Here is a 26,217-nt window from a genome sequence, read left to right on the forward strand (position 1 = left end):
TGTTTAGAATGCGCTTCGTCGCGATTTTCCAGGTTCACCAGGATTGCCGCGCCATAAGGTAAAACCGACCACTAAAAACAAGAACAAAGACGGGCTGGAAGATGCAGGACGAGTGTCGGCATGCCGACCACGATTCAGCGCTTCGCCGTCATGGATTGAAGCAGCCGGGATGGCGGCTTCATCGTGGGATGCCATGAACTTCATTCTTTACTCGGACGTCAACGACCGTTCCATCAGCCAGAGTCTCGGGCGTCCCGAATACAGTTACTACTTCGTGCTCAAGGCTTATCGCCCAGTGCTGGAAAGCCTTGGGCGGGTGCATGTGGTGTCCGCCATCGCCGAGGTTGATCCGCTCTTTCGCCAATTGCGCGAGGCGGGCGAAGACATGCTGTTTCTCTCTTTCACCCCGCCGCAAAATACGCCGACCGATCTTGAGTGTCCGACCCTGTGTGTGGTTGCCTGGGAGTTCGATTCGATCCCGGACGAGATCTGGGACAACGATCCGCGCCACGACTGGACGCAGATGCTGGCCCGACAAGGGCGGGTGATTACTCTGTCCAGCCATACTGCCCGGGCGATTCGCCGGGCGCTGGGCGAGGACTTTCCGGTACTGGTTTTGCCGACACCGTTGTGGGAGAACTTTGCGGCGATTCGTCAGCAGCAAGTTCCGGCGCCGGTCAATCCAGGCACGCCGCTGGCGATCAAGGGCTGCATTTTCGACAGCCGTACGCTGGCGCTCTCAGCCGATGACCTGCTGCCCAAACCACTGACCGCCGAGCAACTGGCCGCGATCGAGGCACAGCGACCTCCTCCGCTGACCTTCAAACGGCGCCTGGTCATCGCCCGGCACTACCTGCGCCAGTGGCGCCTGGATGCAGGCCGCGAACAGCAACAGCCGCGGGTGAAGTTTCTGCATCACTGGTATTGGGAGGGACTGCGTGATCTTTTCTCACGCAGGGCGCATGCCTGGCTGGAGCGACAGCTGCCGAGTATCGCCGGTCCACAGGCGGTGGCAGTGGTCGAACCGCCGCCGCTGGATCTGCCGGACACCACGTCGGTGGTCGACACCACGGTCGACGGTGTGGTCTACGTCACCGTGTTCAACCCCAAAGATGGCCGCAAGAACTGGCATCAACTGATCACCGCGTTTTGCTGGGCGTTTCGGGAAACGGCCGATGCGACGCTGGTGTTGAAAATCACCCAGAACGACCTCGCGTCTTACTACAGCGAATTAATGACCCTGTTGGCGCAGCTCTCACCCTTTGCCTGCAGGGTGGTGGTGTTGCACGGTTATCTGGATGACGCCCAGTACACCCGGCTTTACGCCTCTGCCAGTTACTACGTCAACGCCTCGCGCTGTGAGGGCCTGTGTCTGCCGTTGATGGAGTTCATGTCCAGTGGCAAACCGGTAATCGCCCCGGACCACACGGCCATGGAAGACTACATCGACGACAGCGTCGCCTTCGTGATCAAGTCCAGCGAAGAACCCGCCATCTGGCCGCAGGACTCGCGGCTGATTTACCGCACCCTGCGCCACCGCCCGGATTGGGCTTCGCTGAAACAAGCCTACGAGGACAGCTACCGCATGGCCAAAGACCAGCCGGAGCGGTACCGGCAGATGTCGGTGGCAGCGGTCGAGCGCATGCATGACTACTGCGCTTTTGCCCCCGTGCAAACGCGCATGGCGGAATTTTTCGGGCTTGCACCGCATCCCGCCAATGCTGCGTCAGTGACGGAAAACGCCTCATGCTGATCATCATTCATTCGGAAACCAACCAGCACACCATTGCACAGAATCTGGGGCGCTCGGAGTACAGCTATTACTTCGTGCTCAAGGAATATCGCCCGGTACTCGAGCGTCTCGGACGCGTGGTGGAAGTGGCCGATCCGCTGACCGAAGTCGACGCGCTTTACGAGGAATGCCGCGCCAGTGGCGAGCCGTGCGTCTTCCTGTCGTTCTCGCCGCCCCATCGCACGCCGGTACACCTGATGTGTCCGACTTTGCCGGTGTTTGCGTGGGAGTTCAGCACCATCCCCAATGAGCCGTTTGCCGGTGAGCCGCGCAACGACTGGCGCACGGTGCTGCAGGCTTGCGGAGCGGCGATCACCCATTCCAGCTACACCGTTAACGCGGTGCGCGACGCAATGGACAGCGATTACCCGATCGTCGCGGTGCCTGCGCCGGTATGGGATCGCTTTGCCGCCCGCGGTGCGCCGTTGCAGGGCCAGTCACCGAATGGACCGGTACGGTTGAAGATCAAGGGATTGGTGGCCGACAGTCGCAAACTTGACTTGAACGCATTCGCCCCCCGGCCTTTGCGCACGGGCAAGGGACTCGATTTCCATGCGCCGGTCAGGGAGCAGGAGTTGCTGCTCGACGGCGTGGTCTACACCTCAGTGTTCAATCCCGGCGATGGGCGCAAGAACTGGGAGGACATGCTCAGTGCATTCTGCGTGACGTTCCGCGAGGTCGAGGACGCAACGCTCGTGCTGAAACTGACGCACCACGATGCCGAAGAAGCGCTGAGCGACATCCTCCACCACCTGTACAAGAATCAGTCCTACCGCTGCCGGATCGTGCTGATCTACGGCTACCTCGCGGACGCCGATTATGAGCGCCTGGTGCAGGCGACCCGCTATGTGGTCAACACGTCCTACGGCGAGGGCCAGTGCCTGCCGTTGATGGAATTCATGTCCTGCGGCAAACCGGCGGTGGCGCCGCGTACGACGGCAATGATCGATTACCTGAGTGCCGACAACGCCTTTCTGATCGACTCCACCGACGAGCTCACGGCCTGGCCGCATGACCCGCGCAAGGCCTTCCGCACCCTGCGTTATGTGACTAACTGGACGTCGTTGTGCACGGCCTATCGCGCCAGCTATGCGGTCGCCAAAGACGATCCGCAACGTTATGCACAGATGGCCGCTCAGGCGGTGAGCAGCCTGCAGGATTTCTGCAGTCAGGCAGTGGCCGAGCAGCGGTTGCAGGTGTTTCTGAGGCAGTTGTTCGAACGCCGGTTCGCCTCAGACCCCGAGATGCGCGGGGCATGAACAGCAAGCGGATCATGGACATCGAGGTACTGCGCGCGATCGCGGTGCTCGGTGTGCTGTTTCATCACCTGCAGGGCAGCCTGTTCACCGACACCGTGCCGCTGCTGCAAACAGTCCACCATTGGGCGCAGTCCTGGTGGGGCGTTGACCTGTTTTTTGCGATTTCCGGATTTGTCATCGCCCGCAGCCTGATCCCCGTGCTGCAAGGCTGCACGAGCCGTCGGCAGTGCTGGGAGCAGACACGCAATTTCTGGCTGCGCCGGGCCTTTCGTTTGTTGCCCTCGGCCTGGCTGTGGCTGGCGCTGATGTTGCTGGCCTGTGTCTTGCTCAATCGCTCAGGTGCGTTCGGCACGCTGCACGCCAACCTGCAGGCAACGCTGGCCGGGGTGTTGCAGTACGCCAATTTCCGTTTTGCCGACAGTTTCTTTCAGTACGAATACGGCAGCAGTTTCGTCTACTGGAGCCTGGCACTGGAGGAGCAGTTCTACTTGCTGTTCCCGCTGCTGATTGTCGTGTGTCGCCGACATCTGGGCTGGGTATTGCTGGCGCTGGTCGCGGTGCAACTGTTCACGTTGCGCACCCCCTTGCTGATGGTGGTGCGCACCGATGCCCTGGCCCTCGGCGTATTGCTGGCGATGTGGAGCGCGCAGCCGGGTTATTCCCGTTGGGAACCGAGGTTCCTGCGGCGGCCGTGGGCCGGCGTTTCGGTACTGATTGTGCTGGCGTTGCTGCTGAGTTACATGGCCACCGACCGCTTCACGTTCGCCTCTTACCGCATCGGCTCGATCGCCATGCTCAGCGCGCTGCTGGTGTGGATTGCCTCGTACAACCGCGATTACCTGCTGCCGCGCGGAAGGTTGCAACAGCTGATGGCGTGGATCGGCAGCCGTTCCTACGGCATCTACGTGATCCATATTCCGGCCTATCTGCTGGTCCGTGAATTGATCTTCCGCTTGCAGGACGCGGGGCTGCCCAGTCCGGCCGGGCACCCGATTCTCACGGTGCTGATCGCCGGCGGTCTGATCGCGCTGCTCAGCGAATTGAATTACCGATTCATCGAAATGCCGATGCGCAATCGCGGCGCCGCGCTGGTGCGCCGCCTCGGTACGTCGCGAACCGCCGTCCCATCCTCTGGAGCTACCTCATGCTGAGCCTTTTGAAGAAACTCACGGCAACGTCTCCCGCACCGGTTGCTGTGCCATCTGCCGCCGACAAGGTTGATCCGTACATGCTCGGCCTGTACGACGCAAAGCTCAGTGGCTGGTTCAATCAGGAGACCGACGAGCTGTTCACAGGCTTTCGGGTGAGCGCCGATGACACGTTGCTCGATGTCGGCTGTGGCGACGGCGGTAATGTGCATTTCTGCGGCATGCGCGGGGCGAAGATCATCATTGCCGACATCGACGCGGCCAAAGTCGAGGCCACCCGCCAGCGTCTGAGCGATACCCCGGCACGCAGCGTCGAATGCCACGTGACCGACTGCAACCCGCTGCCGATTGCCGATGCCACCGCCACCCGCGTGGTCTCCACCGAAGTCATCGAGCATGTCGACGATCCGGCGCAATTTCTCGCCGAACTGGTACGGGTCGGCAAGCCGGGAGCGCTGTACCTGCTGAGCGTGCCGCATCCCAGCTCGGAAGATTTGCAGAAAGACATTGCCTCGCCGGATTATTTCCAGAAACCCAACCACATTCGCATCATCAGCGAAGAGCAGTTCAAGGCGATGGTCAGTGACGCCGGGCTGGAGATCATCAGCCACAGTCAATACGGCTTTTACTGGTCGATGTGGATGCTGTTGTTCTGGGAAGCCAAGGTCGAATTCAGTAACCCCGATCACCCGTTGCTCGAGCATTGGGCCAATACCTGGCAAGCGGTGCTCGATTCGCCCCGTGGTGCACAGATCAAGCAGGCGCTGGACGCGGTGGTGGCGAAGAGTCAGGTGATCATTGCCCGCAAGCCCTGAGTGCTTTTGTGTACCCTTGCAGCCTGATGTCTCAGGGATCTGCAAGGTATGCGCGTTATCGTCGGGTTGTCGGCCATGCTGGCGGTGTTGTTGCTCTGTGCTTGTGAACGACAGGACGCAGCGCCACTCGATCAGCAACTCTACGTCTGGCAACGCCAATGGACGTCCGCCCATGAGCTCGCGCTGAAAGACAGCCGCAGCGACTTTTCGACCCTGCGCGTGTTGGCCTTGCAGGCATTCCCCAGTGACGGCTGGCTTCGGGCGCGGATCGATGCGCCGTTGCTCAAGCACGATGGCCGGCCTCTGATCGCGGTGATTCGTCTCGACGGTCAGCTCAAAAGTCTGGATCAGTCGCAGGTCACGGCGCAGATTCTTCAGGTTGTCGCCGACTGGCAGGCGCAGGGACTGACCCTGAGTGGCGTCGAGATCGATCATGACGCGGGTAATGCGCGTCTGCCGGAATACACCGAGTTCCTCACACATCTGCGTTCCGCGTTGCCCGCATCGTTGCCGCTGAGCATCACCGCGCTGCCGGCGTGGCTCGGCAGTTCACAGCTGCCGGCGTTGTTGGCCACAGTCGACAGCAGCGTGCTGCAGGTGCACGCCGTCAGCGATCCGCGACGCGGCTTGTTCGACCCCGAGCAGGCTCGGCGCTGGGCCAGCGCCTGGGGCAAAATCAGCAGCAAACCGTTCTATCTGGCGTTGCCGGCCTATGGCGTGGCGCTGCTGCCGGATGCCGACGGTGCCCCGGTGGTGGAAAGCGAAGTACCGATCGAACGTGATGGGCAACGCCGGGAACTGCTCGCCGATCCGTTGCAACTGAGCCGACTTGCAAAAGCGCTGCGCGAGGACCCGCCGGAACATCTGGCCGGGCTGATCTGGTTTCGCCTGCCGCTGGCCAATGATCGCCGCGCCTGGAGCCTGACCACGTTGCGCGCCGTGGCCCGCGGCGATGCGTTGAGCAGCCAACTCGGTCTGGCGTTCAGCGACCACGCTGGCCTGCAGGACATCGCCCTGCGCAATGTCGGAAACCTCGACAGTGCCTGGCCCACGCGCATCATCGTCAAGGCCAGCGCTTGCGAAGGCGCCGATGCGCTCGCCGGTTACTCGTTGCAACAGAGCGCGGATCTGCTTACCTTCACCCGCCTGCGCGACGGTCGTTTGCCGGCGGGTGGACAACGCGCCATCGGTTGGGCGCGCTGTGCATTTATTGATCAAGGAGGTTCGCATGTTGACCCGTAACTGGCCCCGCCATCTGCTCTGCCTGAGCCTCAGCCTGCCGCTGGGTTCGGCGTTGGCCTGCGGCCCGGACTTCCCGATGCGCCTGCTCGACAATCGCGGGCAAACCCTGGCCGATTTGCCGGAGGGCAACTTCAACTTCGAGATCAGCCGCCTCGGCAAGACCATTGCCGGGCTGAAGAACGTCACCGCTGCGACGCACAATCCCGACGACATGTACGGCGACGCAAGCGAGCCTGCTGCGCTGCGCGAAAAAGCCGAGCAGGTCGGTCTGAGCGCCGAACAACAGGCGCTGGTCAAGCAACTGCGTGGCCTGACCGATGCGCGTCAGGTCGAGGCGCAGGGCGCCAGTCTGCCGGCGGAAATCCGTTTGTACGTGGCCGGCGCGGTGGCGTTTGCCACTGGCGATCATCCGCTGGCGATCGAATACTTCAACAAAGTGCTGGCACTGCCGGCCGATCAGCGCTCGCTGCGCAGCACCTGGGCGGCTTATTCCCTGGGCCGTGCCTGGTTTGCCACGAGTGCCGAGGCGGGCGATGTCATCGAAGTGCTGGAGGACGCACGTGGGGCCTTCCGTCAGGCTCGACAACTGAGCATCGATGGCTTCAGTGATCCGCTGGAACTCGGTGTGGCCAGCCTCGGTGAAGAGGCGCGGGTGCTGCGCAACGCCGGCGACTGGAACGGCGCCATCGAACTGTATGAAGCGCAGAACCTGCACGGTTCGGCCGTGGGTTACACCTCGCTGAAACAACTGATGAATGAGCTGGCCGAACTGCCCGAGCCGCAACTGGCCAAGTTGCTGGAGCGCAAAGCCGTGCAGCAACTGGTTACCGCTTCGTTGATCAGCCGCATGGGTTGGTCATTCGACGAGCAACCGCCGAATGAGAAGAAACTGATCAAGCTGCTGCAGGACAGCACCCGTGGCAGCCTGGAAAACGCCGATCGGCTGGCGGCGATGAACTATCAACAGGGTGATTACGCCAGCGCCAAGGCCTTCCTTGAAAACGCCGGTGACGGCGGACTGGCGTGGTGGCTGCGGGCCAAGCTGGCAGTACGTGACGGCGATAAAAATGCCGCGGCTGCCGCCTATGCCAAAGCCGCGCAGGCGTTCCCGCAGAGCGAAGATTGGGGTTACCGGCGCACCCCTGACTGGGACTTCGAAACCGTCCAGCCGAAATGCCGGGTCGAGGGCGAAAGTGCGATTCTGGCGCTGCAACGTGGCGAATACCTGCAAGCGTTCGTGCAGCTGTATCGCAGCAACAGCATCTATTGGTTCGACGCAGCGACAGTGGCCGAGCGCGTGCTGACGGTCGATGAGCTCAAACGCTACGTCGATGACAACGTGCCGGCGCCCCCAGCGCTGACCCAGCAGCAGCGCGACAACTACGTGCCGCTGCCGGTCGCCGCCAGCCTGCGCAATCTGCTGGGGCGACGCTTGCTGCGTGAAGGGCATTACGAGGAAGCGGTCGGCTATTTCGACAATCCCGATCTGCAGCACAAGGCCCGTCTGTACGGCGAGCAACGGATGAAGGCTGACGCTGCGTGGTGGCCGAGCAAACGCGCCAGTGCCTTGTACAACGCGGCGTGGACCGCGCGTGAATGGGGCATGGACATTCTCGGCTACGAGATGGCGCCGGACTACGCCACGTTTGGCGGCAACTACAGCCTGGAAAACACCGAGCTGAAGGTCGGGCCGCTGGTGGCCGAGGCTGAAGTGCAGCGCCAGAAGGCCAGTGAAGCGCAGCCGGATGAGCGTTATCACTACCGTTTTGTCGCCACCGCGCTGGCCAGTCGGGCCGCGGATAATTTGCCGCACACCAGTCAGGCGTTTGCGGCGGTGTTGTGTAACGCTGCGGGTTTCAACAGCAGCCTGGAAGAGCAGAGCGCGCTGTATCGACGCTACGTCAATGAAGGCCCGTACGTGCCGTGGGCGGTGGACTTCGGTAATCAGTGCCCCTATCCGGATTTCGAAAACGCCGACAAGCGTTACGTCACCCAAGTGACCGACGCTGTGCGCAATTCGTTGCGTCCGTACAAGTGGCCGGTGGTCGGTGTCCTGCTGTTAATCAGTGCTGGCGTGCTGGTGTTGTTCAGTCGTCGGCGCAAGTCCCGCAAACCCTAGGCCTGCTGGATAAACGTCAGGCGTACGGCGAAGCCGATCAGCAGGCTGCCGAACAGCCATTGCTGAACGCGTTGGGCGGTTGGACTGTGTTGCAGCCAACGGCCCAGCGCCGCGCCGGTCAGGGCATAGGCACTGTCGAACAGCAGCCCGATGCCCACCAGCAACGCGCCGAGGGTGGCAAACTGGGTCAGCACTGCTGCGCCGTCATTGACGATGAATTGTGGCAACAGCACCGAGCAGAACAGCAAGGCCTTGGGATTGAGCAGATTGGTCAGCAGGCCACGGCGAATCGCCTCGCGCCATTGTCCTTGGGTGTCAGTTACGGCAGCCGTATTCAGGTTCGGCAGCAGGCTGCTGCGCAGGCATTGAATGCCGATCCACAGCAGGTACGCCGCACCGGCCAGGCGCACCAGATCAAACGTCCACGGCGCCGCCTTGAACAGCGCCGCCAGACCCAATGCCGCCAATGCCACGTGACAGCCCCGGGCGATCGCCAAGCCAACGGCGGTTGCCAGCGCCGCACCGCGACCCTGGCGGGCACCGGTTTGCAGCAACAGAATCATGTCCGGGCCGGGCAACAGGAAGACCACCGCCAATGCCAGAAAAAACAGCCAGAAACTCGTCATGTCGCAGCCCTTTCGTTATCGATTCGGTGAGCAAAGTCTATGGCGCAAGGGCGGGGCAGGTGCTTGCGAAGTCAGCTTCAAAAACCCTTGGGATTGGCATAACCTGCTTTCTTTTTGTGCCTTGACCAGCAGGATCTGCCAAAGATGAAACTCGACGCTTTTGATCGCAAGATTCTCGCTGCCTTGCAGCGCAACGGACGGTTGAGCAATGTCGAGCTGGCGGACGAGATCGGCCTGTCGGCGTCACCTTGCTTGCGCCGGGTGCGGATGCTGGAGGAGGCCGGGGTGATTCGTGGCTACCAGGCCAACCTCGATCGCGATGAAGTGGGACTGGGGCTGACGGTGTTTGTCGGGGTCAAGGTCGAGCGCCACAACGATGAGCAGGCCGAAGCCTTTTACGCGGCAGTCACCGCCCTGCCGGAGGTGATCTCGGCGTTTCTGGTGTCGGGCGAATCGGACTTTCTGTTGCAGGTGGTGGTGCCGGACCTGCGCGCATACGACCGCTTTCTCAGCGGCTGCCTGCTGAAGCTGCCGGGGGTGAGTGACATTCGCAGCAACTTTGCGATTCACACGGTGAAGACGCCGGGGGCGTTGCCGTTGGGGCATCTTCCGCTGTAGAGCGGGTTGCTCCCACATTCGACCGCAATCCTCCAGCAGGAACACGGTCAACTGTGGGAGCTGGCTTGCCAGCGATAGCGGTGTGTCAGCGACCGCAACGGTTAAAGGACTGACGCCATCGCTGGCAAGCCAGCTCCCACAGGGTTCGGGTGACCATCTACATCTGCGTCGCCATCCCCTCGACATTCATCGCCGCCTGACGCAGCGCCTCCGAGCGGGTCGGGTGCGGATGGCAAGTCAGCGCGATATCTTCGGCAGACGCACTGAACTCCATGGCCACGCAGTATTCACCGATCATTTCACTGACGCTCGGGCCGACCAGGTGCACGCCGAGGATCTCGTCCGTGCGTTCGTCGGCGAGGACTTTGGCGAAGCCTTCGGTCTCATGGTTGATCTTGGCCCGGCTGTTGGCGGTGAACGGGAATTTACCGACTTTATAGGTGCGCCCTTCAGCCTTGAGCTGCTCTTCGGTCTTGCCGACGCTGGCCAGCTCCGGCCGAGTGTAGATGACGTTGGGGATCAGCTCGTAGTTGACCTCGCCGGCCTTGCCGACGATCTGTTCCACGCAGGCCATCGCTTCGTCTTCGGCCTTATGTGCAAGCATCGGGCCGGATGTCACGTCGCCGATCACCCACACGCCGGTTGCCTCGGTACGGTGCTGGCGGTTGGCGAGCATGCCGCGTTTGTCGGTGCTCAGGCCGACGTTCTCCAGGCCCAGGCCTTTGGTGTACGGGCGCCGGCCGATCGCGACCAGCACGTAGTCGGCTTCCAGTAACTCGGCGCTGCCACCGGCGGCGGGTTCGACGCTGAGCTGCACACCGTTGATCGAGGGGGTGGCGCTGGTGACCTTCGAGCTCAATTTGAAGCTGATGCCTTGCTTGCTCAGCGCACGCTGCAGGGTTTTGCCGGCCTCGCCATCGACACCGGGGCAGATGCGGTCGAGGTATTCGACCACGGTCACCTGGGCGCCGAGACGCCGCCAGACCGAGCCCAGTTCCAGGCCGATCACCCCCGCGCCGATCACCACCAGATGCTTGGGTACTTCGCTCAGCGACAGCGCGCCGGTGGAGTCGAGGACGCGCTGATTGTCGATCTCGACGCCGGGCAGGGGCGTGGGTTCGGAGCCGGTGGCGATGATGATGTCCTTGGCGCTCAGCTCGGTCTTGTTGCCCTGATCGTCGGTTACCGTGACTTTGCCCGGGCCGTCGATGTGACCCCAGCCTTTGATCCAGTCGACCTTGTTTTTGCGAAACAGAAACTCGATGCCTTTGGTCAGGCCGCTCACGCTTTCGTCTTTCTGTTTCATCATTTGCGCGAGGTTGAGCGTGGGTTTGACCTCGATGCCGAGGTTGGCGAATTCCGCACCCATGGCCGCGTCGTACAGCTCCGAAGCATGCAGCAAGGCCTTCGACGGCATGCAACCGACGTTCAGGCAGGTGCCGCCGAGGGTGGCGCGGCCTTCCACGCAGGCTGCCTTCAGGCCCAGCTGGCCGGCGCGGATCGCTGCGTTATAACCACCGGGGCCGCCGCCCAGAATGACCACGTCGTAGTTGCTCATGCTGTTGTTCCTCGTTGGGGATGCGGATCGCTAAAAGTAGTCGGTGGATAAAATTACGAACGTAATATGTGCGTTTCCGGACATTTCGGTCAAGGCTTCAGGCAAGCGACAGGTTGCGCATCTTTAGATAAGCGAATTTGTGTACGAATATTTCACGCTTTTCGTTATATCGTAACGATAAGACCGGTGAATCAATGGCTTTGGGGTGATATGCAAGTCGATCTGGATGTCGATGGCACGCAAGTGACCGGGTTGCCGCGCTTTCAACAAGCGTCCGCGCAAGGGCGACGCTTGCGTCGTCTGGCCATCGGCCTCGGCGGATTGGCCGGGGCAGGGTGGCTGCTGGCGTTGTTTGTCGAGCTGTTTGCCGCGCAATCGATATGGCCGGCCTTGTTGGTGAATTTGGGCGCGGCTTTGCTGGTGTTGGTCGCCGGCTTGCAGTCGGCGTGGTGGGTGACGCAATGGCGTGCAGGGGTGATTGACCCGCCGGTATCGGTGGCGCTGACCGAGGAGCTGGAGCCAGTAGCGCCGGATGGCTGGTACGAACGGCTGCTGGAGCGGTTGAGTCAGTGCGGCCTGCACCTGCTCGGTCAGATTGGTGCGGCCACGTTGTGGCTGGGCGGCTGGTCAGTACTGGTGGTGCTCGCCGTCGGGCAGGTGTGGAATCTGGCATTGCCTGCCGCTGCGGTCGGGTTGTCGGCCACGGTGGGCGCGGCGCTGATGTTGCTGTTGGGTTTCGGCTTGCTGGTGCTGGAGCGGCAACTGGCTCAGGAGAGTCCAGCGCAATGGCCGGAAGCCGGGTCCCTCGCGCAACTGGCGCGAGTGGCGATCATCAGTCTCGTACTGGGCGCGTTGTGCCTGCTGTTCGCCAGCGACGCTTCGGTGTGGCCAGTGCGGCTTGCGGTATTGATCGGGATCTTGCCGGGAGTGGTCGCGATCGAGTTGCTATTGCGCGCAGTTCTGTCGGTGTTCAGCCCTCGACGCGAACAGCTCGAACCGACCCTGCTGGCGCGCAGTTTTGTTGCCGATATGCTGCGTTGGCCACCGCAGCCGTTGCTCGCCTTGCAGCACGAATTGCACAACCGGTTCGGCATCGATCTGCGCCAGATCTGGGCGTTCAGCTACATGCGCCGGGCCTTTCTGCCAGTTTTGGCGCTGGTTGCTGCGGTCGGTTGGCTGCTGACCGGAGTCCACGAAATCCCGCTGCAAGGGCGCGGTATCTACGAGCGCTTCGGCAAGCCGGTGCAAGTGTTCGGTCCGGGATTGCACGCCGGTCTGCCGTGGCCGTTGGGCCGTGTATTAAGCGTCGAGAACGGCGTGGTGCACGAGTTGGCAACCAGCGTCGGCGATGCTCCGGCGCCGACACAGGCTGACCCCGCCGAAGGCCCGGCGCCGATGACCGCCAACCGCTTGTGGGATGCCAGCCACGTCAATGACAAATCCCAGGTGATCGCCAGCAGCCGTGGCGATCAGCAGAGCTTTCAGATCGTCAACATGGACGTGCGCTTCGTTTATCGCATTGGTCTGCGTGATCAGGATGCCTTGGCCGCCACTTACAACAACGCTGATGTGCCGACGCTGATTCGCAGCACCGCGAGCCGGATTCTGGTGCACGATTTTGCCTCGCGCACCCTCGACGGTTTGCTCGGCGCTGACCGGGTAGGGCTGGGCGAAGAAATCGGCCGCGCAGTGCAAGGTGATCTACAGAAACTCGACAGCGGTGTGGAGATTCTCGCCACCGTGGTCGAAGCGATTCACCCGCCAGCCGGTGCGGCTAATGCTTATCACAGCGTGCAAGCAGCACAGATCGGCGCGCAGGCGTTGATCTCCCGTGAACGCGGCGCTGCGGCAGAAGCCAGTAATCAGGCGCAGTTGCAGGCCAGCCTGGCCCGCGATCAGGCGAGTGCCAGCGCCCGTGAAATCAACGCCACCGCGCAGGCGGCGGATCTGAAATTCAAGGCTGAGCAGAAAGCCTATTCCAGCGCTGGCCAGGCGTTCGTGCTTGAGCAATATCTGAATCAGCTCAGCATGGGTCTGAACAAGGCCAAATTGTTGGTACTCGACCACCGTTTAGGCGGCAGCAGCAATGCGCCGACCATCGATCTGCGTACGTTTACGCTGCCGGCTGATCCGACGCCTGCGCGCACCACCGCTCAACCAGGAGTTGCCCCTTGAGCCAGTCGCACTCTCACGATTCCCATGACCACAGCGGCCACGATCATGGCCACGCCGGGCATCACCATCATCATGGGCATCATCACCATCACCACGGAGCGCCGGAAGAGGCGGGGCCGCTCCCGTGGCGGCGCATGGGCTGGGCGCTGTTGCTGGTGGGGTTTGCCATCGCGGCGGCAAGCCTGGTTCAGGTGCGCTCGGGCGAGGCCACCGTCATCACCCGTTTCGGTAATCCGTCGCGGGTGCTGCTTGAGCCGGGTTTGAGCTGGCGCTGGCCGGCGCCGTTCGAAGCGGCGATCCCGGTGGATCTGCGCCTGCGTACCACCTCGAGTGGTTTGCAGGATGTCGGCACCCGCGACGGTTTGCGCATCATCGTTCAGGCCTACGTGGCGTGGCAGGTGCAGGGCGACCCGGACAATGTGCAGCGTTTCATGCGCGCGGTGCAGAACCAGCCGGACGAAGCGGCGCGGCAGATTCGCACCTTTGTTGGTTCGGCGCTGGAAACCACCGCCAGCAGTTTCGACCTGGCGGATCTGGTGAATACCGATGCCAGCAAAGTGCGTATCGCCGATTTCGAAGCGCAACTGCGTCAGCAGATCGACCAGCAGTTGCTGGCCACCTACGGCGTGCGTGTGGTTCAGGTGGGCATCGAACGCCTGACCTTGCCTTCGGTCACGCTCACGGCCACGGTTGATCGGATGCGCGCCGAGCGTGAAACAATCGCCACCGAACGCACCGCCATCGGCAAGCGAGAAGCCGCGCAGATCCGTTCTGCGGCCGAGCGCGATGCGCGAATTGTCCAGGCCGATGCCACGGTGAAGGCCGCAGAAATCGAAGCACAGTCGCGGGTCGAAGCCGCGCAAATCTACGGCCGTGCCTATGCTGGCTCGCCGCAGCTGTACAACCTGCTGCGCTCACTCGATACCCTTGGCACCATCGTTACGCCGGACACCAAGCTGATCCTGCGCACCGACGCCGCGCCATTCCGCGTGCTGGTGGACGGCCCGCCGACTGTTGAAAACAAATCCGGATCGCAGCCATGAGTGATGAAGTTCCACGTGGAACACATTCGTTGAGCAGTCCGTGGATTCAGGCCGGACGTCTGGCGTTTTTCGCCTTATATGCGGTGACGGTATTGGCAGCGTTAGCCTGGGCGTTTTCCAATGTGCGGCAGATTGATCCGCAAAATCGCGCGGTTGTCTTGCACTTTGGCGCACTGCAACGCGTCCAGAATGCCGGGCTGTTGCTGGCCTGGCCGCAGCCGTTCGAGCAGGTGGTTTTGCTGCCGGCGGCGGATCGGGTCATCGAGCGCCGAGTGGAAAACCTGCTGCGTAGCAGTGAGGCGATCAAGGCTGATCGTGTAGCAACCTTCGCCACGCCACTGAGCGATGCACTGGCCGGTTCCGGCTATTTACTGACCGGCGACGCCGGCGTGGTGCAACTGGATGTGCGGGTGTTTTACAAAGTCAGCGATCCCTATGACTTCGTGCTGCAGGGTGATCATGTGCTGCCAGCACTGGATCGGCTGGTCACCCGCAGCGCTGTGGCCCTGACCGCTGCTCGGGATCTGGATACGATTCTGGTCGCTCGGCCCGAGTTGATCGGTGCCGATAATCAGGCCGCCGAACGACGCGAGCGTCTGCGCGGTGATCTGGTGCAAGGCATCAACCAGCGTCTGGCTGAGTTGAAGGCGAGTGGGCAGGGCATCGGCATCGAAGTGGCGCGGGTCGACGTGCAGTCGAGTCTGCCGGATCCGGCGGTCAGTGCCTTTAACGCGGTGTTGACCGCCAGTCAGCAGGCCGACAAAGCCGTCGCCAATGCACGCACCGAGGCGGAAAAACTCACCCAAACCGCCAACGAACAAGCCGACCGTACTCTGCAAGTGGCCCATGCTCAGGCCGGCGAACGGCTGGCAAAAGCCTCTGCCGACACTGCCACGGTAATGAGCCTGGCCAAGGCGCAACAACAGGGCACCGACCCGCAGATGCTCCTGCGGCTGTACCGCGAACGCATGCCGAAAATTCTTGGTCAGGCCGGTTCGGTGACCACGGTCGATCCGAAAGACGATTCCCGCCTGATCATTCAGGGAGCCAGTAAATGACTGCGACCACCGCTGCACCGAGCCTGTTGTCCTCGGCCGAACAGCGCCGCGCCGCGCGGCAATTGACCCTGGCGATGCTCGCCCTTGGCTTGCTCGGCCTCGGTCTGCTCTGGCGCTGGCTGTTACCGGAGCAAACCGGTGTCAGTCAGTTGCTGCTGGGTTTCGCTTCTCTATTGGTGGCGGTGCCGGTGATGCGCTCGGCGTGGTACAGCTTGCGTTATCCGAGCCTGCACGGCATCACCGATCAACTGATTGCTTTGGCGATGCTCGGTGCGTGGGCGACTGGCGATCTGCTGACCGCCGCGTTGCTGCCGATCATCATGATCTTCGGCCACGTGCTGGAAGAGCGCAGCGTGATCGGTTCGCAGGAAGCGATTCACGCTCTCGGCCAATTGACCCGCAGCCACGCCCGCAAGATTCAAGCGGACGGCTCGATCATTGAAGTCGACAACGGCACCCTCCAACCCGGTGACACGGTCGAGGTGCGCGCCGGGGATCGTGTGCCCGCGGATGGTCGGGTGTTGTTCGGCCAAGCCAGCCTCGACACGGCGTCGATTACCGGCGAGTCGGTGCCAGTGGAAACGGCAGTGGGCATGACGGTGTTTGGCGGCGCGATCAACCTCGATGGCTTGCTGCGCATTGAGGTGACCCGCACCGGTGATCAATCGACGCTGGGCAAAGTCATCGCGCTGATGCAGAACGCCGAGCGTTCGAAGCCGCCGATCACCCGTCTGCTTGAACGCTATGCTGGCAGCTACATGGTGCTGGTATTGCTGTTGGCGGCGGTGACGTGGTTTGTCACCCATGACGCGCAAGCGATGCTCGCGGTGCTGGTAGCCGCATGTCCTTGCGCTTTGGTGCTGTCGGCACCGGCCACGGCAATTGCCGGAGTGGCGGTGGCGGCGCGCCACGGTATTCTGATCCGCAGCTCGGCGTTCCTTGAAGAGTTGGCGGACCTTACCTCGCTGGTGGTCGACAAGACCGGCACGCTGACTTACGGCACCTTGCGTTTGCAATCGATCAGCAGCCCGCGTCTGGATCAGGCCTCGGTGATGGCGCTGGCCGCCAGTCTCGGTGCGGCCAGCAGTCATCCTGTTAGCCGGGCGTTGGCGGGGCTGGTGAGTCAAGAGCAGAGCCTGCCGCTAACAGATATTCACGAGCGTCAGGGTCTTGGGGTGGTCGCCATGACCGCGCAGGGCGAGGCGGCGCTGGGGCGTCCCGAACTGTTCGCGCAACTGGGTATCGTCACTACCATCGTTCCCGAGCACGACGGCCCGATTGCCGGATTGGCACTGAACGGCGAATTTGTCGCCTGGCTGTTGCTGGCCGACAGCGTCAAACCGGAAGCGCGCTTTGCCCTCGCTGAATTGCGCGAACTGGGGCTGGGTCGCCAGTTGCTGCTGACCGGCGACCGCCAGAGTGTTGCGCAGACCCTGGCCCGCGAGGTCGGCCTGCAAGAGGTGGAAGCGCAGGCGCTGCCTGAGGACAAGCTCAACCGCGTGCTCAAGGAAATCGACAACGGTTTCCGGCCGATGGTGGTGGGTGACGGCATCAATGATTCGCTGGCGCTCAAGGCCGGGGTGGTGGGTGTGGCGATGGGCGCCGGCGGTGCCGACATCGCGCTGGCCTCGGCGGATATCGTGTTGATCGGCAGCGATCTGCGCCGTCTGGGCACCTGTGTGCGGCTGAGTCGTCAGTGCCGTCGAACCTTGCAGGTCAACGTGATCATCGGTCTGGGCTGGACGCTGGCGATCGTGGTGTTTGCGGCATTCGGCTGGCTCGGCGCGGCCGGAGCGATGATCGCCGCGCTGCTGCACAACCTCAGCACGCTGCTGGTGTTGGGCAATGCCGGACGGCTGCTGCGGTTTCAGGAGCCATTGCTCAAGCTCAAGGATGATCACTGAAGTGAGTTTCAGCGAACTGTGCGCCGAATAGGCAGTCATCTATGGAGAGGGCGCACACTTCACGCCGTTACCTGGGCTAAAGCAGTAGTGGGTGCATGACGGCATGCAGGAGCGCCTGGAACGATAGTCTCGGCTAATTAAATCGATAGCCTGCTATTTTTCAAGGATGGTCTACCCTCAGATCTGACGTCTGAAACAAGGGGGATTTTCCATGCTCGCGCAACTTCCACCGGCCTTACAGAATCTGCAGCTTCCGCTTCGCTTGCGACTCTGGGATGGCCATGAGTTCAACCTGGGGCCGACGCCCAGTGTCACCATTGTGGTCAAGGACCCGACGATGGTCACCCAGTTCACCCATCCGAGTCTCGACGCGCTGGGGGCGGCGTTTGTCGAAGGCAGGCTGGAACTGGAGGGCTCGATCAGCGAGGTCATCCGGGTCTGCGACGAATTGAGCAGCGCCTTGCTCGATGAAGACGAAAGCGCGCAGCCAGTGCGTGCGGTGCACGACAAGGAAACCGACGCCAAAGCCATTTCCTATCACTATGACCTGTCCAACGCGTTCTATCAGCTGTGGCTGGACAGCGACATGGCGTATTCCTGCGCGTATTTCGAAACCGGCAGCGAAACTCTGGAACAGGCACAGCAGGCCAAGTTCCGACATCTGTGTCGCAAACTGCGTTTGCAGCCCGGTGATTATCTGCTGGATGTCGGTTGCGGCTGGGGTGGTCTGGCGCGTTACGCCGCGCGTGAATTCGGCGCCAAAGTGTTCGGCATCACCTTGAGCAAGGAACAGCTGGAACTGGCCCGAGAGCGGGTCAAGGCCGAGGGCCTGGAAGATCAGGTTGAGCTGCAATTGCTCGACTACCGCGATCTGCCGCAGGACGGGCGTTTCGACAAGGTAGTCAGCGTCGGCATGTTCGAACACGTCGGCCACGCCAACCTCGCCGAGTACTGCAAGGTCCTGTTCGGCGCGGTGAAGGAGGGCGGTCTGGTGATGAACCACGGCATCACCGCCAAACACACCGATGGCCGTCCCGTGGGACGCGGTGCTGGCGACTTCATCGAGAAATACGTGTTCCCCAACGGCGAGCTGCCGCACCTGGCGATGATCTCGGCCGAGATCAGCGAAGCCGGACTGGAGATCGTCGACGTGGAAAGCCTGCGTTTGCACTACGCGCGCACACTCGACCATTGGAGCGAGCGCCTGGAGGACAACCTCGAAGCGGCCGGGAAACTGGTGCCGGATCAGGCGTTGCGTATCTGGCGGCTGTATCTGGCTGGATGTGCCTACGCGTTCGCGCGTGGCTGGATCAACCTGCACCAGATTCTTGCGGTGAAGGCGCATCCGGATGGCAGCCATGAACTGCCCTGGACCCGCGACGACATTTATCACCCCTGAGGCCTGACGACCGTTCGCTCGTTCTAGCGAGCGGCCGGTCAAAGAATCGGTGAAATAAGCCGGGCGATCCGCATGCCGAGCTGTTGCAGGCGGTGGATCTCCCGGCTTTCTTCTTTGGCGACTTCATAAGCCTGCTCGAAGTCTTCGTTGAGCATCTGTTCCACGTGGGCGGCGAACTTGCTGTCGACGGTCAGCAGCATCACTTCGAAATTCAGCCGGAACGAGCGGTTGTCCAGATTGGCGCTGCCGATGGCGCTGATTTCGCTGTCAATCAACACCACTTTCTGATGCAGGAACCCCGGCTCGTAGCGGAATACCCGCACGCCGGCACGCACCGCTTCAAACGCATACAGGCTGGACGCGGCGTAGACGATGCGGTGATCAGGGCGTGAGGGCAGCAGCAGGCGCACGTCGACGCCGCGCAGCACCGCCAGGCGCAACGCGGCGAACACGGCTTCATCGGGAATGAAGTAGGGGCTGGTGATCCACACTCGTTCCGTCGCCGCGTGGATGGCTTCGACGAAGAACAGTGAACAGGTTTCGTAGGCGTCGGCCGGACCGCTTGCCAGCAACTGGCAGAGCACGCCGTCCTCCGGGTAAACGTCTGGCAGGATCAGCGGTGGCAACGTCCGCGCGGCCCAGAACCAATCCTCGGCAAACGACTCCTGCATGCAGGCCACCACCGGCCCGCGCACCTGAACATGGGTATCGCGCCACGGCGCCAGGGGCGGTTTCTCGCCCATGTATTCATCGCCGACGTTATGCCCGCCGACGAAGCCGAGTACGCCATCGACCACGACTATTTTGCGGTGGTTGCGGAAATTCACCTGGAAGCGATTGAGCCAGCCGCTGCGTGTGGCGAAGGCTTTGACCTCGACACCGCCATCGCGCAGCGCCTGCACATAACTGTGGGGCAGGGCGTGGCTGCCGATCCGGTCGTAGAGCAGATGAATCGCCACGCCCTCAGCCGCTTTCTTCAGCAACAGATCGCGCAGGCGCTGACCGAGGCGGTCGTCATGGATGATGAAAAACTGTACCAGTACGGCTTCGCGCGCTTGATCGATGGCGTGGAAGATCGCCTCGAAGGTCGCGTGGCCATTCACCAGCAGTTGCACCTGGTTGTTCGCCAGGCACGGCATGCGTCCCAGTTTGGGCATGGCGCGCAGCGAGGCGTAGGCCTTCGAGGCGCGGGCGGTGAGGGCTTCTTCAACCCACGGGCGCCAGTTCAACTCGGAGATCGCCTGACGCATCTGTTCGTTGGCTTGACGCCGCGCCTTGATATAGCCGTCGAAGGTGCTGCGGCCGAAAACCAGATAAGGGATGAGGGTCAGGTAGGGAATGAAAATAAGCGACAATGCCCAGGCGATCGAGCCTTGGGCGGTGCGTACGGTCAGCACCGCATGGATGGCGGCGATCAAGCCGAGGCTATGTATCAGGGCGATCAGATAACCGAAAATGTGCGGTCCAAAATAATCCATGGGGCAGCCTTGCTCCTGAAGACTCAATGCGTAACAGACCATGTTCCGAGGCGAATGTCGCTATTTAATTGGTGCATGAACCGAAGCAATCGGCCGACGTCTAACGGCCACTACTGATCAGGAGTTTTTCGATGAACATTCGTCTGCTGGGTTTGGCGCTGGGCCTGGGTTTGGCAATGCCGGTGGTAGCGCAGGCGCAAATGCTGCAGCCGGGGCTGTGGGAAATGACCTCGAGCAACGTCAAGGTCGATGACCAGCCCATGGATGTGCAATCGATCCTTGGCCAGTTGCAAGGCCAGATGACCCCGCAACAGCGTGCGGCGCTGGAGAAGAACGGCATCAACATCGGCGGCAAGGGCATTCGTGCCTGCCTGACGCCGCAGCAAGTGGCGACCAACGATATTCCCTTGGCCGATCCGCAGTCGGGCTGCAAACAGCAGATCACCGAGCGCACCGGCAACCAGTGGAAATTCCGCTTCAGCTGCCCGAAAGCGCAAGGCACCGGGGTTGCCACGTTCCTCAGTGATCGTGAGTTCACCACGGTGGCCAACGGCACGTTCAACGCCATCGGGATCAACCAGAAGGGCAGTCTGGAAACCCGTGCGGTGTGGCTGGGTCAGGATTGCGGCACCGTGAAGCCAAGAGCTTAAAAGCTTCGCGAGCAAGCCCGCTCCCACAGGGGACAGCACAATCCTTGTGGGAGCGGGCTTGCTCGCGAAGGCGTCCTGTCAGACACCTGATCATTCAGCGCATGAACCGTAGCGGCAGCCCCTGACATCCTTCGTTGATGCGCTGCTCCCGCCAGGCAATCTGCCCCGACACCAACGTGGTATTCACCCGATAGCGAAAAGTCTTGTCAGCGAACGGCGTCCATCCGCACTGCGACAGAATCGGTTGCCGCGACACTTCAAGAGCCACAGGCTCAACCAGCACTAGATCCGCCCAATACCCTTCACGCAAATAACCTCGATCCGGAATCGCAAACAGATCCGCCACCCGATGGCTGGTCTTCGCCACCAACGTGGTGATCGGCAGCACGCCATCGGCCACCAGCTCCAGCAGTGCCGGCAAGGCGTGTTGCACCAGCGGTAAACCGGACGGTGCTTGAGCATACGGGCCCTGTTTTTCCGCCCAGGTATGCGGAGCGTGATCGCTGCCGATCACATCCAGTCGATTGCTCAGCAGCGCCGCGCGCAAGGCATCGCGGTCGGCTTGGGTCTTGATCGCCGGATTGCACTTGATCAGGTTGCCGAGGGCTGGATAGTCACGGTCATCGAATAGCAGATGATGCAGGCAGACTTCGGCCGTGATGTGTTTCTGTGCGAGCGGCTTGTCCTCGAACAACTCGAGTTCGCGAGCGGTGGTCAGATGCAAAACGTGCAGGCGGGTGCCGTGACGTCTGGCCAGTTCCACCGCCAGCGAAGAGGAGCGGTAGCAAGCCTCGGCATCGCGAATCAGTGCATGGATATTCGCTGGCAGGTGTTCGCCGAGGCGTTCGCGCAGACGTGCTGCATTGGCCTCGATGCTCGGCGTGTGTTCGCAATGCGCCAGCAGTATTGTCGGCACTTCGGCGAATAAACGCTCGAGAGTCCTCGGATCGTCCACCAACATGTTGCCGGTGGACGCGCCCATGAACACTTTGACCCCGGCCACTTCACAGGGGTTGAGCGCGGCGACGGTGTCGAGGTTGTCCTGGCTTACGCCAAAGTGAAAGCCGTAGTTGGCCACGGAGTTGATCGCCGCCCGGCGTTTTTTATCCGCCAGTGCTTCGAGGGTGAGGGTGGCCGGTCGGGTGTTGGGCATGTCCATGAAACTGGTGATGCCGCCCGCCACCGCTGCGCGCGACTCGGTGTGAATACTGCCCTTGGCCGGCGCTCCCGGTTCGCGAAAATGCACCTGATCATCAATCATCCCCGGCAACAGCCATTGGCCATTGGCGTCGATTTCCACACGAGCATTTTCACCATAGATGCTGCGCGCGATCTTGACGATGCGGCCATGGCTGACCAGCAGATCACCGTCGAACTCGCGTCCTTCATTGACCAGTCTGGCGTTGCGAATCAGCACGCTGCTCATGATTCAGAACTCGTTCTGCAAGGCTTTGTAGCCGCGTACCAGATCGACATTGGTGCGTGCCACGTCTTCGGAAAACTCCGAGGCGCTGACACTCACCGGCGGGAACTGCGAGAGGTCGGTATTGGGGCCGATGCGGGTGGTGGAGGGTACGTAGAACGCACCCGGCAAATCGCGGCCATCGACCACCGAGTTGTGCCGCACCACACAGCCGTCACCGACCACGCAATTGAACAGCACGCTGTTGAAGCCGATGAACACCCGGTCGCCGACTACGCACGGGCCGTGCACGATCGAGCGGTGAGCGATCGAGGTGAATTCGCCGATGGTCACCGCGGCGCCGGATTTCGAATGGATCACCACGCCGTCCTGGATGTTCGAATTGGCGCCGATGGTGATCGGCTCCATCGCACCTGAAGCGTCTACTTCATCGGCGCGGATCACTGCGTAGGGGCCGACGAAGACGTTCTCGCCAATGACCACCTTGCCGCAGATGATCGCGGTTTTGTCGACGTAGGCCGACTCGGCAATTTGCGGCAGATCGCCGGAAGGATTCTTGCGGATCATGGTTGGCTCAGCGCGTTGTAAAGAGTGTTGAGGTTGTATTCGAACAGTCCGGTAAAGGTGCTGGCCGGGCCACTGGCGGCGAGGGCATCGGAGTAAAGGGTGCCGCCGATGTGTGCGCCGCTTTCGTCGGCGATCTGCTTGAGCAGGCGCGCGTCCTTGATGTTTTCCATGAACACCGCTTTGACCTTGGCCTGACGGATTTGGGTAATCAGTGCGGCGACTTCGGCGGCTGACGGTTCACGCTCTGTGGACAGACCTTGCGGCGCCATGAAGTCGATGCCGTAGGCCTGCCCGAGATAACCGAAGGCATCGTGGCTGGTGACGATCTTGCGATTGCCCGGTGGCAGCGAGCCGAGCTTGGCCTTGGCTTCGGCGAGCAGGGCGTAGATCTGTTTCAGGTAGGTCTGGCTGTTGCGTTGGTAGTCGGCCTTGTTCGCCGGATCAGCGGCGATCAGCGCCTTGGTGATGTTGGCGATGTACAGTTCGGTATTGGCCAGGTTGTGCCAGGCGTGCGGGTCGGGAATGGTCTCGCCGTCTTCCACCAGCGAGCGTGGAATTACGCCATGACTGGCATTGATGACGGGGGCTTTGGTCTCGGTGCTGGTCACCAGGCGATCGAGCCATGGCTCGAAACCCAGGCCATTCTTGATAATCAGTTTGGCTTTGAGCAGCGCTTTGGCATCATCAGGCGTCGGTTCATAGGTGTGTGCGTCGGCGTCCGGGCCGACCATGTTGGTGATCTGGATATGCTCGCCACCCACCTGGTGAACCATGTCGGCGAGGATGCTGAAGCTGGTGACCACCGGCAATTTTTCCGCCGCCGATAACGACATCGACAGCAGCAAGCTGAACAACACGAGTAGAGCGCGCATCGGGAAACACCTCATTGGGATGTGAGCAAAGGCGGGCGGCGCAACAAGCCGTGCACCGGCCCGAACACCACGGACAGCAGATAACCGATACCCGCGACCAGCACGATCGCCGGACCGCTCGGCAGCGAGTAGTAGAACGAGATCAACAATCCGCACCACACCGAGAGGCAGCCGATAAGCGCCGAGATGGCAATCAGGCTCGGCAGGCGACGACTCCAGAACCGTGATGCGGCGGCGGGCAGCATCATCAGGCCGACCATCATCAAGGCGCCGATGGCCTGGAAACCGATTACCAGATTGAGCACCACCAAGGTCAGGAACACGCCGTGGGCGAGAGGGCCGAGGCGGCTGACGGTTTGCAGGAATAGAGGATCGAGGGTATCGAGCAGCAGTGGTTTGTAAATGACTGCCATGGCAATCAGGCTAAAGGCCGAGACCCATAGCATGCCGTGAAGAGTAGGGCCGTCGACCGCCAGTGCCGAGCCGAACAAGAGGTGCAGCAAGTCGAGGCGTTTGCCGGCGATGCCAAGAATCAGCACGCCACTGGCGAGCGAGATCGGGTAGATCGCGGCGAGGCTGGCGTCTTCGCGCAGGCCGGTGCGACGGGTAATCCAGGCGGCGAGACCGGCCATGCCCAGGCCGGCGCCCAGACCACCGAAGGTCAGCGCGGGCAGACTCAGACCGGCGAACCAGAAGCCCAATGCCGCGCCGGGAAGGATACCGTGGGCAACGGCGTCACCGATCAGGCTCATGCGCCGCAGGATCAGAAACACGCCAAGTGGCGCTGTGCTGCAGGCCAATACCAGTCCGCCGAGCAGCGCTCGGCGCATGAACACGAACTCGCTGAACGGTTGCCAGAGGTGGGCGACGGTGAGCATCAGGCCACCTGCATATTGGGTGTTTGCTGGATCAGTTCGGCACTGGGTCCGAACAGGCATTCGCGGTTTTTGATCAGCAGTGTCTGCGGGATGTGTTGGCGGACGGCGGCGAGGTCATGGCAGACCATCAGCAGTGTTCGTCCTTCGGAGTGCCAGGCATGGATGTGTTGCCAGAGTAACTGCTGGCCCAGTTCATCGAGTGCTGCGTGGGGTTCGTCGAGGAGTAGCAATGGGGCGTCGGTTAGACTCAAACGGGCGAGCAGGGCACGTTGCAACTCGCCACCGGAAAGAGCCATCAGCGGGCGCTTTTCCAATCCGCTCAAGTGCCAGTTTTCCAGTGCGTTGACGAGTCGTTGCGCGCGCAGTTGCGTCGACAATCGACGCCCCCAGAAACCCGCGGCCACCAGTTCTTCGAGGCTGATGGGGAACTGCCGGTCGAGGTGTTGCTGTTGCGGCAGGAACGCCAAACCGCCCTGACGTGGAACACCCAGTGCGACCTTTCCCGATAACGGCTTTTGCAATCCGGCGATGACTTTCAACAGGCTGCTCTTACCGCAGCCGTTGGCGCCGATGATGGCGCCGAGGCTGCCGTGTTCCAGCGAGAGGGTCAGTGGCGAAGTCAGTGGTTGGCCGGGTGCGCCCCAACTCAGGGTGTGGCAACGGATCATTGGAGTTCTCGATGCCAGTGGCTTTCGGCGACCGCGTCGTGGGCGTGCAGGCTTTCGGCGTGGATCACTCGCAGGTGGAATCCACTGACGCCGGGGGAGCGACGCAGAGCCAGATTGAGTCGTCGCGCGGCGTCTTCGCAGAACATCAGGTTCTGTCCATTGGCCAACGCGAAGGCTTGCTCGTCGGCGCGTTTCACGGCGGTTTGCACGGCGGTGCCGAGCGCCGCTTCGGCGTCATTGATGATCACACTCAGGGGAAGCTCGTCGATGAACTCGTCGAGATACATATGCAATTGCGCGGTGCTGCGTTGGCTGTGCGGGGTGGCGACAATGCCTTGGCTTGATCCTAGCCAAGCCAACACTTCGGCATGTTGCAGTGGCTTGTTGGCGAAATCATCGATGAATTGCTGCTGAATCAACTGTCGCGCCAGCGCTGCTGAGCAGGGGCAAGTTGAGGAGTAGGGCACCTCGATTTTCAGTTCCACGTGGAACACTTGGTTTTTCAGACTCGCTGAAATGCTCACTGGGTAGCTCTTCCAACCCGCTATAGGGCTGACTAACGCAGGCCTTTTCAGCAGCACTTCGCAGTGGATTTTCAGGTAGGCGCTGTTGGATAAACCATCGTGGCTGACCAGAAATTCCTCGAGAACCTGCCGTAATAAGGAGGGTGATAGGTCCTGCCGCTCAAGTGCCGCCAGTGCGAGGTATAGCCGCGACATGTGAATGCCGCGCGCTTCGCCATCATCGAGACTCACGCCTGCATCTACTTTTGCGCTCAGACGTTGGCCTTGCAATAAAACTGGCAGAGCAATGCCGCACATTCCCACCCAATCAAGCGGTAACGCCTGCCGAGCGGCTTGAGTCGCAATATCCGGAAGTGTCAGCGAATTCATGTTCGGAACCGTCGTGTTGATTGAATTAGATG

The 26,217-nt window shown here is 61.7% G+C and carries 23 protein-coding genes; 13 read left to right on the forward strand and 10 right to left on the reverse strand.

Features of this window, described 5'->3' with window-relative positions:
* Positions 1-3: 3 nt before the first annotated feature.
* On the reverse strand, positions 4-195 hold the full coding sequence (locus CRO59_RS28825; protein WP_177409059.1) for a hypothetical protein: 192 nt from the start codon (positions 193-195) through the stop codon (positions 4-6).
* Between CRO59_RS28825 and CRO59_RS26090 the strand changes: the two genes are divergently transcribed.
* From CRO59_RS26090 to CRO59_RS26115, 6 genes are read left to right on the forward strand one after another with little or no spacing between them, the layout of a single operon-like run.
* Positions 194-1,753 carry a glycosyltransferase gene (locus tag CRO59_RS26090; protein ID WP_256578494.1) on the forward strand — a complete coding sequence of 520 codons (1,560 nt, stop codon included), beginning with the start codon at positions 194-196 and terminating at the stop codon, positions 1,751-1,753. The two genes, CRO59_RS28825 and CRO59_RS26090, sit on opposite strands and share 2 nt — an antisense overlap.
* Complete coding sequence (locus CRO59_RS26095) at positions 1,747-3,051, forward strand: glycosyltransferase (protein WP_097090242.1); 1,305 nt, start codon at positions 1,747-1,749, stop codon at positions 3,049-3,051. The genes CRO59_RS26090 and CRO59_RS26095 overlap by 7 nt, the downstream gene beginning before the upstream one ends.
* On the forward strand, positions 3,048-4,202 hold the full coding sequence (locus CRO59_RS26100; protein WP_097090243.1) for an acyltransferase: 1,155 nt from the start codon (positions 3,048-3,050) through the stop codon (positions 4,200-4,202). Before CRO59_RS26095 ends, CRO59_RS26100 begins: the two co-directional genes overlap by 4 nt.
* Positions 4,196-5,014 carry a class I SAM-dependent methyltransferase gene (locus CRO59_RS26105; RefSeq protein ID WP_027610312.1) on the forward strand — a complete coding sequence of 273 codons (819 nt, stop codon included), beginning with the start codon at positions 4,196-4,198 and terminating at the stop codon, positions 5,012-5,014. Before CRO59_RS26100 ends, CRO59_RS26105 begins: the two co-directional genes overlap by 7 nt.
* A 48-nt stretch (positions 5,015-5,062) precedes the next feature.
* Positions 5,063-6,256: a DUF3142 domain-containing protein gene (locus tag CRO59_RS26110; protein WP_097090244.1), complete on the forward strand. Its 1,194-nt coding sequence runs from the start codon at positions 5,063-5,065 to the stop codon at positions 6,254-6,256.
* Positions 6,243-8,375 (forward strand): hypothetical protein, encoded by a 2,133-nt coding sequence (locus CRO59_RS26115; RefSeq protein WP_097090245.1) that lies wholly within the window; start codon positions 6,243-6,245, stop codon positions 8,373-8,375. Before CRO59_RS26110 ends, CRO59_RS26115 begins: the two co-directional genes overlap by 14 nt.
* Here the strand turns inward: CRO59_RS26115 and CRO59_RS26120 are convergent.
* Positions 8,372-9,001 carry a LysE family translocator gene (locus CRO59_RS26120; protein WP_097090246.1) on the reverse strand — a complete coding sequence of 210 codons (630 nt, stop codon included), beginning with the start codon at positions 8,999-9,001 and terminating at the stop codon, positions 8,372-8,374. The genes CRO59_RS26115 and CRO59_RS26120 overlap by 4 nt on opposite strands.
* Before the next feature lie 144 nt (positions 9,002-9,145).
* Here CRO59_RS26120 and CRO59_RS26125 point away from each other — a divergent pair, with 144 nt between their 5' ends.
* Positions 9,146-9,619 (forward strand): Lrp/AsnC family transcriptional regulator, encoded by a 474-nt coding sequence (locus CRO59_RS26125; RefSeq protein WP_007960832.1) that lies wholly within the window; start codon positions 9,146-9,148, stop codon positions 9,617-9,619.
* A gap of 157 nt (positions 9,620-9,776) precedes the next feature.
* Here the strand turns inward: CRO59_RS26125 and lpdA are convergent, their stop codons facing one another.
* Complete coding sequence (gene lpdA, locus CRO59_RS26130) at positions 9,777-11,177, reverse strand: dihydrolipoyl dehydrogenase (protein ID WP_097090247.1); 1,401 nt, start codon at positions 11,175-11,177, stop codon at positions 9,777-9,779.
* 210 nt (positions 11,178-11,387) lie between these two features.
* Between lpdA and hflK (CRO59_RS26135) the strand changes: the two genes are divergently transcribed.
* The 5 genes from hflK (CRO59_RS26135) (at position 11,388) to cfaB (ending at position 18,756) form a co-directional block, all read left to right on the forward strand.
* The gene (hflK, locus tag CRO59_RS26135) at positions 11,388-13,352 is read left to right on the forward strand and encodes a protease modulator HflK (protein ID WP_097090248.1); all 1,965 of its coding nucleotides are present in this window, start codon (positions 11,388-11,390) and stop codon (positions 13,350-13,352) included.
* Complete coding sequence (gene hflC, locus CRO59_RS26140; protein ID WP_027610319.1) at positions 13,349-14,395, forward strand: protease modulator HflC; 1,047 nt, start codon at positions 13,349-13,351, stop codon at positions 14,393-14,395. Before hflK (CRO59_RS26135) ends, hflC begins: the two co-directional genes overlap by 4 nt.
* Complete coding sequence (gene hflK, locus CRO59_RS26145) at positions 14,392-15,453, forward strand: protease modulator HflK (protein WP_097090249.1); 1,062 nt, start codon at positions 14,392-14,394, stop codon at positions 15,451-15,453. The genes hflC and hflK (CRO59_RS26145) overlap by 4 nt, the downstream gene beginning before the upstream one ends.
* Positions 15,450-17,357: a heavy metal translocating P-type ATPase gene (locus CRO59_RS26150; protein WP_097090250.1), complete on the forward strand. Its 1,908-nt coding sequence runs from the start codon at positions 15,450-15,452 to the stop codon at positions 17,355-17,357. The genes hflK (CRO59_RS26145) and CRO59_RS26150 overlap by 4 nt, the downstream gene beginning before the upstream one ends.
* A gap of 211 nt (positions 17,358-17,568) precedes the next feature.
* Positions 17,569-18,756, forward strand: coding sequence for a C17 cyclopropane fatty acid synthase CfaB (gene cfaB, locus CRO59_RS26155; RefSeq protein ID WP_027610322.1), 1,188 nt, complete (start codon positions 17,569-17,571; stop codon positions 18,754-18,756).
* Positions 18,757-18,794: 38 nt separating this feature from the next.
* Here the strand turns inward: cfaB and cls are convergent, their stop codons facing one another.
* The gene (cls, locus tag CRO59_RS26160; protein ID WP_097090251.1) at positions 18,795-20,234 is read right to left on the reverse strand and encodes a cardiolipin synthase; all 1,440 of its coding nucleotides are present in this window, start codon (positions 20,232-20,234) and stop codon (positions 18,795-18,797) included.
* A 131-nt stretch (positions 20,235-20,365) separates the two neighbouring features.
* Here cls and CRO59_RS26165 point away from each other — a divergent pair, with 131 nt between their 5' ends.
* Positions 20,366-20,884 (forward strand): DUF3617 domain-containing protein, encoded by a 519-nt coding sequence (locus CRO59_RS26165; RefSeq protein ID WP_097090252.1) that lies wholly within the window; start codon positions 20,366-20,368, stop codon positions 20,882-20,884.
* A gap of 94 nt (positions 20,885-20,978) precedes the next feature.
* Here CRO59_RS26165 and CRO59_RS26170 read toward each other — a convergent pair whose 3' ends face one another.
* The 6 genes from CRO59_RS26170 to folE2 are packed head-to-tail and all read right to left on the reverse strand — an operon-like array spanning position 20,979 to position 26,185.
* A complete protein-coding gene (locus tag CRO59_RS26170) occupies positions 20,979-22,310 on the reverse strand; it encodes a dihydroorotase (RefSeq protein WP_097090253.1) in 1,332 nt (443 codons plus the stop codon).
* Between the two features lie 3 nt (positions 22,311-22,313).
* Entirely contained in the window at positions 22,314-22,874 is a 561-nt protein-coding gene (locus CRO59_RS26175; protein WP_097090254.1) for a DapH/DapD/GlmU-related protein, read from the reverse strand.
* Positions 22,871-23,746 (reverse strand): metal ABC transporter substrate-binding protein, encoded by an 876-nt coding sequence (locus CRO59_RS26180; RefSeq protein ID WP_097090255.1) that lies wholly within the window; start codon positions 23,744-23,746, stop codon positions 22,871-22,873. Before CRO59_RS26180 ends, CRO59_RS26175 begins: the two co-directional genes overlap by 4 nt.
* Positions 23,747-23,757: 11 nt before the next feature.
* Positions 23,758-24,624: a metal ABC transporter permease gene (locus CRO59_RS26185; protein WP_097090256.1), complete on the reverse strand. Its 867-nt coding sequence runs from the start codon at positions 24,622-24,624 to the stop codon at positions 23,758-23,760.
* Entirely contained in the window at positions 24,624-25,292 is a 669-nt protein-coding gene (locus CRO59_RS26190) for a metal ABC transporter ATP-binding protein (protein ID WP_096795437.1), read from the reverse strand. The genes CRO59_RS26185 and CRO59_RS26190 overlap by 1 nt, the downstream gene beginning before the upstream one ends.
* Positions 25,289-26,185 (reverse strand): GTP cyclohydrolase FolE2, encoded by an 897-nt coding sequence (gene folE2 / locus CRO59_RS26195; protein WP_097090257.1) that lies wholly within the window; start codon positions 26,183-26,185, stop codon positions 25,289-25,291. Before folE2 ends, CRO59_RS26190 begins: the two co-directional genes overlap by 4 nt.
* Positions 26,186-26,217: the final 32 nt, after the last annotated feature.

The organism is Pseudomonas sp. LAMO17WK12:I5, from assembly GCF_900215165.1.
Lineage (GTDB): Bacteria > Pseudomonadota > Gammaproteobacteria > Pseudomonadales > Pseudomonadaceae > Aquipseudomonas > Aquipseudomonas putida_A.

Bases quoted from the DNA above. Each gene is read 5' to 3' on its own strand.
- CRO59_RS26090 (WP_256578494.1), top strand. From the start codon at position 194: ATGAACTTCATTCTTTACTCGGACGTCAACGACCGTTCCATCAGCCAG.
- CRO59_RS28825 (WP_177409059.1), bottom strand. From the start codon at position 195: ATGGCATCCCACGATGAAGCCGCCATCCCGGCTGCTTCAATCCATGAC.
- CRO59_RS26095 (WP_097090242.1), top strand. From the start codon at position 1,747: ATGCTGATCATCATTCATTCGGAAACCAACCAGCACACCATTGCACAG.
- CRO59_RS26100 (WP_097090243.1), top strand. From the start codon at position 3,048: ATGAACAGCAAGCGGATCATGGACATCGAGGTACTGCGCGCGATCGCG.
- CRO59_RS26105 (WP_027610312.1), top strand. From the start codon at position 4,196: ATGCTGAGCCTTTTGAAGAAACTCACGGCAACGTCTCCCGCACCGGTT.
- CRO59_RS26110 (WP_097090244.1), top strand. From the start codon at position 5,063: ATGCGCGTTATCGTCGGGTTGTCGGCCATGCTGGCGGTGTTGTTGCTC.
- CRO59_RS26115 (WP_097090245.1), top strand. From the start codon at position 6,243: ATGTTGACCCGTAACTGGCCCCGCCATCTGCTCTGCCTGAGCCTCAGC.
- CRO59_RS26120 (WP_097090246.1), bottom strand. From the start codon at position 9,001: ATGACGAGTTTCTGGCTGTTTTTTCTGGCATTGGCGGTGGTCTTCCTG.
- CRO59_RS26125 (WP_007960832.1), top strand. From the start codon at position 9,146: ATGAAACTCGACGCTTTTGATCGCAAGATTCTCGCTGCCTTGCAGCGC.
- lpdA (WP_097090247.1), bottom strand. From the start codon at position 11,177: ATGAGCAACTACGACGTGGTCATTCTGGGCGGCGGCCCCGGTGGTTAT.
- hflK (WP_097090248.1), top strand. From the start codon at position 11,388: ATGCAAGTCGATCTGGATGTCGATGGCACGCAAGTGACCGGGTTGCCG.
- hflK (WP_097090249.1), top strand. From the start codon at position 14,392: ATGAGTGATGAAGTTCCACGTGGAACACATTCGTTGAGCAGTCCGTGG.
- CRO59_RS26150 (WP_097090250.1), top strand. From the start codon at position 15,450: ATGACTGCGACCACCGCTGCACCGAGCCTGTTGTCCTCGGCCGAACAG.
- cfaB (WP_027610322.1), top strand. From the start codon at position 17,569: ATGCTCGCGCAACTTCCACCGGCCTTACAGAATCTGCAGCTTCCGCTT.
- cls (WP_097090251.1), bottom strand. From the start codon at position 20,234: ATGGATTATTTTGGACCGCACATTTTCGGTTATCTGATCGCCCTGATA.
- CRO59_RS26165 (WP_097090252.1), top strand. From the start codon at position 20,366: ATGAACATTCGTCTGCTGGGTTTGGCGCTGGGCCTGGGTTTGGCAATG.
- CRO59_RS26170 (WP_097090253.1), bottom strand. From the start codon at position 22,310: ATGAGCAGCGTGCTGATTCGCAACGCCAGACTGGTCAATGAAGGACGC.
- CRO59_RS26175 (WP_097090254.1), bottom strand. From the start codon at position 22,874: ATGATCCGCAAGAATCCTTCCGGCGATCTGCCGCAAATTGCCGAGTCG.
- CRO59_RS26180 (WP_097090255.1), bottom strand. From the start codon at position 23,746: ATGCGCGCTCTACTCGTGTTGTTCAGCTTGCTGCTGTCGATGTCGTTA.
- CRO59_RS26185 (WP_097090256.1), bottom strand. From the start codon at position 24,624: ATGCTCACCGTCGCCCACCTCTGGCAACCGTTCAGCGAGTTCGTGTTC.
- CRO59_RS26190 (WP_096795437.1), bottom strand. From the start codon at position 25,292: ATGATCCGTTGCCACACCCTGAGTTGGGGCGCACCCGGCCAACCACTG.
- folE2 (WP_097090257.1), bottom strand. From the start codon at position 26,185: ATGAATTCGCTGACACTTCCGGATATTGCGACTCAAGCCGCTCGGCAG.